General features: G+C 70.1%; 13 protein-coding genes. 11 read left to right on the plus strand and 2 right to left on the minus strand.

Annotated elements, in window-relative coordinates; genetic code table 11:
* Positions 1-26 precede the first annotated feature (26 nt).
* Positions 27-335, plus strand: coding sequence for a hypothetical protein (locus QSK15_RS32165; RefSeq protein ID WP_285797803.1), 309 nt, complete (start codon positions 27-29; stop codon positions 333-335).
* A gap of 64 nt (positions 336-399) precedes the next feature.
* Here the strand turns inward: QSK15_RS32165 and QSK15_RS32170 are convergent, their stop codons facing one another.
* Both QSK15_RS32170 and QSK15_RS32175 read right to left on the minus strand, forming a co-directional pair.
* Positions 400-576 (minus strand): hypothetical protein, encoded by a 177-nt coding sequence (locus QSK15_RS32170; protein ID WP_285797804.1) that lies wholly within the window; start codon positions 574-576, stop codon positions 400-402.
* 134 nt (positions 577-710) lie between these two features.
* Positions 711-941 carry a hypothetical protein gene (locus QSK15_RS32175; protein WP_285797805.1) on the minus strand — a complete coding sequence of 77 codons (231 nt, stop codon included), beginning with the start codon at positions 939-941 and terminating at the stop codon, positions 711-713.
* A gap of 96 nt (positions 942-1,037) precedes the next feature.
* Here QSK15_RS32175 and QSK15_RS32180 point away from each other — a divergent pair, with 96 nt between their 5' ends.
* From QSK15_RS32180 to QSK15_RS32225, 10 genes are all read left to right on the plus strand, one after another.
* A complete protein-coding gene (locus tag QSK15_RS32180) occupies positions 1,038-1,289 on the plus strand; it encodes a hypothetical protein (RefSeq protein WP_285797806.1) in 252 nt (83 codons plus the stop codon).
* Entirely contained in the window at positions 1,289-1,468 is a 180-nt protein-coding gene (locus QSK15_RS32185) for a hypothetical protein (RefSeq protein WP_285797807.1), read from the plus strand. The genes QSK15_RS32180 and QSK15_RS32185 overlap by 1 nt, the downstream gene beginning before the upstream one ends.
* A 92-nt stretch (positions 1,469-1,560) precedes the next feature.
* Complete coding sequence (locus QSK15_RS32190; RefSeq protein WP_285797808.1) at positions 1,561-1,794, plus strand: hypothetical protein; 234 nt, start codon at positions 1,561-1,563, stop codon at positions 1,792-1,794.
* Positions 1,794-1,946 carry a hypothetical protein gene (locus tag QSK15_RS32195; protein WP_285797809.1) on the plus strand — a complete coding sequence of 51 codons (153 nt, stop codon included), beginning with the start codon at positions 1,794-1,796 and terminating at the stop codon, positions 1,944-1,946. The genes QSK15_RS32190 and QSK15_RS32195 overlap by 1 nt, the downstream gene beginning before the upstream one ends.
* Positions 1,943-2,206 (plus strand): hypothetical protein, encoded by a 264-nt coding sequence (locus QSK15_RS32200; RefSeq protein ID WP_285797810.1) that lies wholly within the window; start codon positions 1,943-1,945, stop codon positions 2,204-2,206. Before QSK15_RS32195 ends, QSK15_RS32200 begins: the two co-directional genes overlap by 4 nt.
* Positions 2,206-2,526, plus strand: a complete 321-nt coding sequence (locus tag QSK15_RS32205) for a hypothetical protein (protein WP_285797811.1) — start codon at positions 2,206-2,208, stop codon at positions 2,524-2,526. Before QSK15_RS32200 ends, QSK15_RS32205 begins: the two co-directional genes overlap by 1 nt.
* Positions 2,523-3,404 (plus strand): DUF2637 domain-containing protein, encoded by an 882-nt coding sequence (locus QSK15_RS32210; RefSeq protein WP_285797812.1) that lies wholly within the window; start codon positions 2,523-2,525, stop codon positions 3,402-3,404. The genes QSK15_RS32205 and QSK15_RS32210 overlap by 4 nt, the downstream gene beginning before the upstream one ends.
* Positions 3,405-3,407: 3 nt before the next feature.
* On the plus strand, positions 3,408-5,471 hold the full coding sequence (locus QSK15_RS32215; RefSeq protein ID WP_285797813.1) for a cell division protein FtsK: 2,064 nt from the start codon (positions 3,408-3,410) through the stop codon (positions 5,469-5,471).
* Positions 5,472-6,183: 712 nt separating this feature from the next.
* Positions 6,184-7,194 (plus strand): hypothetical protein, encoded by a 1,011-nt coding sequence (locus QSK15_RS32220; protein WP_285797814.1) that lies wholly within the window; start codon positions 6,184-6,186, stop codon positions 7,192-7,194.
* Positions 7,195-7,305: 111 nt separating this feature from the next.
* Positions 7,306-7,746, plus strand: a complete 441-nt coding sequence (locus tag QSK15_RS32225) for a hypothetical protein (protein ID WP_285797815.1) — start codon at positions 7,306-7,308, stop codon at positions 7,744-7,746.
* The last annotated feature ends 104 nt before the right edge of the window (positions 7,747-7,850 follow it).

Here is a 7,850-nt window from a genome sequence, read left to right on the forward strand (position 1 = left end):
ACCACCCCGCGTCGATGGAGCGTGCCATGACCGCAACCCCCGACCCGACCCGCCCGGACACCGGCCCGTTCACCGGCGGCCGGGTCTACACCGGCTCGTGGCAGGTCCCCATGGACGCCGCTGTCGCTTCCGCCACGGCCGCCGGGTTCCGGGTGACGCCGCGCAGCAGCCGCCACCGGGTGATCGTTGAGCGCGGGGTGTGGACGGCCGCGTCCATCTCGCCGACACCGGCCGGGGTGGTGGTGCGCCGGTCGATGACGCTGGCGCAGACGGCGATCCTGGGTGCGGTGATCGTGGCGTTCATCGTGTGCGTGGGCATCAACCGGCCAGCCTGACCCTGCTGTAACGCACTGCGCGCCCCTGCCTTCGTGGCGGGGGCGCGCTTCGTGCTGTCTGGGGTCAGGCGGGCAGCGGGATCAGCGGGGTGTTGAGCATCCGCTCCCAGTTGGTGTCGATCTCGGCCTGCCGGATCTCGTCGGCCTCGCAGGGCTGGCAGGCGTCCATGGTGCCGCCGCTGGGGGCGGGGACGGTGCAGGCGTTGTCGGCTCCGCAGATCTCGCATCCGATGTTCGCCATGTCCGCCCCCCTGCCGTCCTGTTTGCGTCTCACATGAGACACTACAGGGTGGGTAAGAGTGTGTCAACTGAAACGCGAAGCGGCCCCGCTGCCTCCAGATCGGAGGTGGCAGGGCCGCTTTCGCTGTACCCGGATCAGGCTGGCCGAGACCCGTACTTCCTGTTCAGGGTGGCCCGGTTGAACCGCTTCGGGGTGGCGTCGCCGGTCAGGTCGGTGTCGAGCACCTTCGCGTCCCGGGCCGCCTTGATGGCTTCCCACGCCTCGTCCTCGGCGCGCTCGGCGTTCTGCGCCTTCTCGATGGCGGCGGCGAGCAGGGCTTGCTGCTCGTCGGTGTAGACGGTTTTCGGGCGAGGCACGGTGATCACGCTATCAGCTCCTTGTCTCAGTTGACACAGGACGGGTTCGAGGGTTAGCGTCTCATCAGACACACAAACATGCAAGCGAGCCTCAGGAGGAACGAGATGGCCGAGCAGTGGTGGTCGTGGGCGTTGACCCTGATCGGCCTCACCGGATGGTGGCTCACCGGCCGCCGGCTCTGGCAGGGCTGGGCTGTCAGCCTCACCGTCCAAGCCCTCTGGCTGGCGTACGCGTTGGTCACTGAGCAGTACGGCTTCATCGTCGCCAGCGTGTCCTACGGGGCGATGGCAACCCTCAACCTCCGGCGGTGGCGGGCCGAATCGGCTTCCACCCACACAACGCGACAGGAGCAGTGATGAGCAGGTTCAAGTTCGGCACGGTGTTCGGCAACGGCGGCGTCTACCGGGGCTGCCAGGAACTGCGCTGCCCGTGCGGCAACAGCACCGATTGGCTGCGCATGGTCAGCGACGCCACGAAGACCGAGGCGATGTGCGGCGAGTGCGGGCGGACGGTGACCCTCCGGAACGACCGCTGACCCCAGCAGCGCAACCCAGGAAGTTAAGGCGGCCCCCGGTACGCGACTCGACCGCACACCGAGGGCCTTGACCAGGAAGTGAGTCCTGACCCATGAGCATGATCCCCGACGAGGCCGCGTCCGCGCAGCCCACCGAGCTGTACCGGGTCGACGTCTTCATCAGCGAGACGAAGACCCACAGCGAGACCTTCACGGCCACCACCGATGACGAGGCGACCACCACCGCCCACGGGATCGTCACCGCGCAGGGTGGCGACCACGGTGACATCTACCTGCACGTCGGCGCGGACCGGGCCACCTACTACGACACCGTGGCGGTGAAGTGATGCCCGCCATCGACCGTTTCGTGAAGCGCACCGTTCTGCTGTGCGCCGTCGCCGCCGCGTTCGCGCTCGGCTACAACCACACCCACGAGCCGTGTGACATCGGCGCGGCCGGCATGTGCGTCACCACCGCCCAGGCCGGAGGTGCCCGATGAACACGCTCAGCGCCCGCCTCTGCACCGCCATCTTCGCCCCGATGCCGTTCACCGCCGCGTGGGAGATCGCCCTGTACGCCGCCGTGGACGGCCAGCCGCCCGCGACGCTGATCGCCGTCGGCGGGGTGCCGATGCTCGCCACGGTGGTCGCCGGGATCGTGATCCTGCGCGACGCGTTCGGCGGCGAGACGACCTCCTCGCCGGTCCCCGTACCACGCCGCGCCGTCACCAGCCCGCAGCGGAAGGCGGTCACTCGCTGATGTGCAGCATCTCCGGCACCTGCGGGTGCAACGGCGGCACCGGCACGTTCCTGCTCGCCCTCATCGGCCGCTCGCTCTGGGAACTGGTGAAGCTGCTCGCCCGCGCGGCACGGCTGCTCTTCGTCGCGCTGCTCGCCGTCACCGTGTGGGTCAGCCCTCGTGCCTGGCGGTTGGCCCGGCGCGGCTACCGGGAGGTCCGCCGCCGGTACGCGCTGCGCCCGGTGCTGCTCGACGCCCGTGAGCCGGTCGCCGCGGTCACCGCCACCACCACCGCCCCCACCCTCGCCGACCTGAAGCTGAAGCAGGAGGCCAACGCGTGATCGACGTACCCGACATCCTCGACGAGACGGACCCGGCGCCGTCCAGCCCCACCGACGACGGTCTACGGCCCGCCGTCCGGGCGATGGTCGCCGAACTGGCCGCCCACTACAAGGGAGCCGACCCGGGCTCCATCGACAAAGCCGTCCTCGCCCTCAAGCCGCTGTCCGCCGCCCCCGAGTCGTGGGGGTCGCGCGGTATGGCCGCCGAAGCGGTCAAGGCGTACCGCGCCACCATCAGCGGTACACCCACCATGCCGCCGGCGCCGAAGCCTGCGGTACGTACCGCCGCGCCGAAGCCAGCGCGGCGTACCGCCCCGCCCGCGAACCGGCCTCCCGCGCCGAGTGCAGCGGACGTGGTACAGCCGGTCGTACCGGAGGCCGTGGGACAGTCGCCCGTACCACCGTCAACCGCTGGGCTCGGGTGGGCGCGGTTCGGGTTCGGACTCGGCGTCGTCGCGTCCACCGCCGCGAACATCGCCCACTCGTTCACACCGTCCGCCGAGGTGGTACGTACCGTCACCGAGCGTGCCGCGCTGACGGGCCGGACCGTGGACTGGTCCACGTGGACCCCGCCCATCGGGACCATCATCTCGGCGGCGTTCTGGCCCATCGCCCTCGTCGTCTCCGTCGAGGTCATCTCCCGGGTGATGTGGCCCGCCGGCTGGCGGTGGAAGGTCATGCGGTTCGGTGGCGTGTCCCTCGTCGCCGCCGTGGCCGCGTTCATCTCCTACAAGCACCTGCACGGGCTGATCGGCTCCTACGGCGAAGACGCCTGGTCGGCGGCGGTCGGGCCTCTGGCGATCGACGGCCTGATGATCGTCTGCTCGGCGGCGATGCTCGCCATCGGCCAGCACAAGCGCGCAGGTAAGGAGGGCTGACCCGTGGCCGACGACGAACTGCTCGACACCCACTACGAGATCGCCCTCGACGACGAACCGGACCCGAGCCGCAGCCCCGTCTACGTGGACCTCGTCACCAAGGACAACACCCGCCAGCCCGTCATCCCCGCCCAGTGGCGCGGCAAGGACAACGTCAAGGCCGCCGTCAAGCACAAGGCCGCCGTCGCCGGCCACATCGTCGCGTACCACGCGGTACGCAGCCCGCGGTACGCCAGTCTTGCGCTGCTGTGGTCCGTGGTCGGCGCGTTCCGGCTCCTGTGGCGGCACATCCGCTGGGCGTGGCACCCCGAGCTGAACGCACTGCTCCAGTCCGCCGCCACGTCCGCGTCCAGCAAGGACGAGCTGAAGGAGGGTCGCGTCATCGAGCAGCAGCTCGCCACCCGCCGTACCGCGCGCGGCGTCATGCTGCTCATCGAACTGGTCGCCCTCGCCATCACCGGCGGTGTGTTGTTCGCGGTCGCCCCGCGGTACATCCTCGTCGTCGTCGGCGTCGCGCTCGTACCACTGCTCGCTCACTACGGGCGGCCGGCGACCATGCCGATCGTCACGCCCGCCGTGGTACGCGGGCGGTACAGGGTCATCAACTCCGACGTGGTGCTGCGGGCGTACTACGCCGCCGGCCTCGGCAACCCCACGAAGCCGGACCAGTCGATCGGGTTCCTCTCTCGGATGGAACGCGACGGCGAGGGCGGCCGGGTCAAGGTCGTCCTGCCGTACGGCAAGGGCTTCGGCGACGTCATCAAGGCCCGCGAGGCGCTCGCGTCCGGACTCGACGTGTCCGTGTCCCAGGTGTTCCTCACCCGCGACCCCGAGTCGAACCGGTCGCACTACCTGTGGGTCGCCGACCGTGACCCGCTGGCCGTTCCCGCAGGTCGCACCCCGTTGCTGCGCTGCCGGCAGACGGACATCTGGAAGCCGGCGCCGCTCGGCCTCGACGAGCGCGGGCAGCTCGTCTCCCTGCCGATGATGTGGACGTCGATCCTGGTCGGTGCCCAGCCCCGCCAGGGCAAGAGCTTCACCGCCCGCGCGCTCGGCCTCTACGCCGCCCTCGACCCGTACGTGAGGCTGGACGTCTTCGACGGGAAGGGCTCGCCGGACTGGCGGAAGTTCCGCCTGGTCGCTCACCGATGCGCGTTCGGTCTCGCCATGTCCCGCGACGGGGACCCGGTGGACATCTTCGTCGAGTCGCTGCGGGAGCTGAAAGCCGACGTCCAGTGGCGCTACCAGCGGCTGTCCGAGCTGCCAGTCGACGTGTGCCCCGAAGGCAAGCTGACCAGGGCAATCGCCCGCGACCCGAAGTACAAGATGCCCGTACGCGTCGTGATCATTGACGAGTGTCAGGAGTACTTCGACACCGGCGATCCGGATCTGGACGCCGAGATCGCCTCGCTGCTGGTGTTCCTCGTCAAGGTCGCCCCGGCAGCCGGGGTGATCGTGCTCGACGCCACCCAGAAGCCCAGCGGCGTCGGCACGCAGAAGATCGCGCAGAAGTTCACCAGCTTCCGCGACAACCATCAGGTCCGCTTCGCTCTGCGCACCGGATCGTGGCAGGTCAGCGACCTGGTCCTCGGCTCCGGCGCCTACTCGGAGGGCTACGACTCGTCGTTGCTGCTGCCCACCTACAAGGGCGTCGGCATCCTGCGCGGTGCCTCCGACGAGACGCCCACCGTGCGAACGTTCCTCGCCGACGCGGAGGACGCGGAGAAGATCCTGCTGGTCGCGCGGCGTATCCGCGAGCAGGCCGGCACCTTGACCGGGATGGCCGCTGGTGAGGACACGACCCGCGAGGCCCGAGACGTGCTGGCGGACGTCATCCGGGTGTGGTCGTACGTCGGCCGCCCCGGTGTGCAGTGGCCGCGACTGGCCGAGCTGCTCGCCGAGCACATGCCGGAGCAGTACGCCGGTGAGTCCGCCGAGTCGATCAGCGCGTTGGTCCGCGCCGAGGGAGTGCCGTCGGTGGACGTGAAGGTCGACGGGATCGCCCTCAAGGGCTGCCGTCGGCGCGAGGTTGACGAGGCGATCGAGCGCCGCGCGATCACCCGATGAGTCGCGGCGGGTCGCGCGACCGGTCGCGACGCCGCGACTCGACCCGCGACCCTCTGACCAGCGCGAACGGTCGAGGGTCGCGGGTCGCGGCACCACCCCAGACACCCCTGAAACCGCCCCTGGAGGCATCGTGGACGCCCTGACCGCCGCTACCGCTACCCCCGAGCACCCCCTGCCGTGGGGCTGGCTCCTGGCCGCTCTGACAGTCGCCGCTCTGGGCTACGCCGCGTCGTGCGCGTGGTGGCCGTTCGCGAAGTGCGGCAAGTGTGAGGGGCGGGGGAAGTTCGCCCGGAAGGACTCGAAGGTGTGGCGCCTGTGCCGTCGGTGCAAGGGCTCAGGGTCGCGGCTGCGGTTCGGCCGGAAGGTGTGGAACCGGTTCGCTAAGGTCCGCAACGCCAGTCGGTAGACACATGCCCCGTCGTGATCACGCCCTGTAGGTGATCTGGCATTCGTGTTTTCAGATGCCGCACAGATACCCGTCGGTAGTCGGCGCAGAACGGACAGTTGATCAGTAGATGGGCTCACCTTTCGGTCACCATCCGCAAGTTGCACGGTGCAAGCCACCGCCGAATGCATGAAGATAAGTCACTCGCTCGCAGGAAAACCAAACCGAAGATGAGTTCCCGACGGCAATAGTTGCTGGTAGAACCAATGCACCGCCGGTCCCGTGGGGGGAACCGGACAGCGAACACACCGGGGGGTGGTGGGCGCAGTGAACAGCAGGATCAGGCGTCTCGCCATCGGGGCAGGGCTCACCATTGCCGGCAGTGTCATCGGCCTCGCCATGAGCACCGCCGCGCACGCCGACGACACCCAGCAGCCGGGGGGTTTGCTGGACACCGCCGTCGAGGTGGTCGACCAGGTGCTGCCCGAATCCACTGCGGAGCCGGACCCGGAGCCCACGAAGAAGCCGGAACCGACCGAGCAGGAGTCGGAGTCGGAGCCCCGCGGCGAGGAACCCGCCACCGCCGAGCCGACCGACCCGGAGCCGGAGCGGCCCACCACCCCGGTCGTCATCGACGTGCCGCCCGTCTCCGTGCCCGTGGACGTGCCGCCGGCCGTCGTCGACGTGCCCGTCGTGGATGTGCCGCCCGTCGTGGCCGACGTGCCGCCGGTGGTGATTGATGTCCCGCCGGTCGTCGTGGTGGTCCCGGCACCGACCGCCCCGACCACGGCCCCGGCCCCGACCCAGCCGGCCGAGACCATCGAGCTAGACGCGCCGACCGAGACCACCACCGAACCGCCCACCACGCAGCCCGCAGCCGACCCGGCCAAGGCGGCCACCACGGTGCAGCCGGCCGACACCCCGCCCACCACCATCGGCCACGCCGCCGGCACCAGCACCCTGCTCCCCGGGCTCACCCCCACACCGGCCACCACCGACCAGCCGGCACCCGCACCGGAATGCGCCGACGACCCTGACGACCACGCCACCCCCGACCACGGGCGCGGCGTCGTGCGCACCATCACCGACCGGCGCACCGGGAAACCCACCGCCGACCGGCAACCCGCACCGCTACGGCCCTGCCCCACACCGCCAGTGCACACCGACCAGGCCATCAACACCGTCGCTGGCACCGGGCACACCGGGCACCACAGTGAGCTGTACGCGGCCACCACCGGCGACGTCACCTGGCCCGCCCTCCAGCGGCTTCAGCAGCTGCGCGCCCGCGGTGACCTACCCGCGTCCCGCACTGAGCACCCTGAGCCCGGACCCGCCTGAGCCCTTCCCGGCCCGCAGCGCGAACGCGGGCAACGGCACGGGAGGTGGGGGACCGCGACACCCAACCTCCGTTCACCTCTCCATCACCACCGAACGGGAGTTGATCGCACCATGTACTACTCGAAGCGCCCGCCAACCGTCCCCTGCACGCTTGCCGGCGGTGTCCTCACCCTCGGTGCCGTCGCGATCGTTGCCCGGGGGCTGCACAGCTTCACCAGCTTCACACTCGCCCCGCCGTTCGACGCTCTCGGCTTCATCGTGGGGGTGACGTTCCCCATCGCCGGCCTCACCTGGCTGGGCTGGCTGGTCATCGGCGGCCTGCGCGAGCAGATCCGCGCCCTCACCGCGGAGAACGAGAACCTGCGCAGCGAACAGGTGAGCGCCCGCGAGGTGATCGCCGCTGTCGTCGCCGTCGACCAGCAGGTCGAGGTCAACGGGGTGAAGCTCTCCAAGATTCAGGAGACGGTGCGGGACCTGTGGCAGGCGAACGCCGAGCAGCAGACCCAGCCAATCGCCCCGCTTCGATCCATCAAGGGCAACGGGGCTGGGTAGTCACCCCACCAGCCCCCCCATCAGCGATCAGCCCCCGACGGGAATCGGGGGCTGAGCTGCGTAAACACCACGATTATCAGGCGGAGGGTGTGGGATTCGAACCC

It is taken from the genome of Micromonospora sp. NBRC 107095 (assembly GCF_030269705.1).
GTDB lineage: Bacteria > Actinomycetota > Actinomycetes > Mycobacteriales > Micromonosporaceae > Micromonospora > Micromonospora parva.

What these genes read in the sequence shown, in the direction of transcription:
- QSK15_RS32200 (WP_285797810.1), top strand. Translation starts at nt 1,943, where the DNA reads ATGAACACGCTCAGCGCCCGCCTCTGCACCGCCATCTTCGCCCCGATG.
- QSK15_RS32180 (WP_285797806.1), top strand. Translation starts at nt 1,038, where the DNA reads ATGGCCGAGCAGTGGTGGTCGTGGGCGTTGACCCTGATCGGCCTCACC.
- QSK15_RS32185 (WP_285797807.1), top strand. Translation starts at nt 1,289, where the DNA reads ATGAGCAGGTTCAAGTTCGGCACGGTGTTCGGCAACGGCGGCGTCTAC.
- QSK15_RS32205 (WP_285797811.1), top strand. Translation starts at nt 2,206, where the DNA reads ATGTGCAGCATCTCCGGCACCTGCGGGTGCAACGGCGGCACCGGCACG.
- QSK15_RS32165 (WP_285797803.1), top strand. Translation starts at nt 27, where the DNA reads ATGACCGCAACCCCCGACCCGACCCGCCCGGACACCGGCCCGTTCACC.
- QSK15_RS32190 (WP_285797808.1), top strand. Translation starts at nt 1,561, where the DNA reads ATGAGCATGATCCCCGACGAGGCCGCGTCCGCGCAGCCCACCGAGCTG.
- QSK15_RS32195 (WP_285797809.1), top strand. Translation starts at nt 1,794, where the DNA reads ATGCCCGCCATCGACCGTTTCGTGAAGCGCACCGTTCTGCTGTGCGCC.
- QSK15_RS32170 (WP_285797804.1), bottom strand. Translation starts at nt 576, where the DNA reads ATGGCGAACATCGGATGCGAGATCTGCGGAGCCGACAACGCCTGCACC.
- QSK15_RS32225 (WP_285797815.1), top strand. Translation starts at nt 7,306, where the DNA reads ATGTACTACTCGAAGCGCCCGCCAACCGTCCCCTGCACGCTTGCCGGC.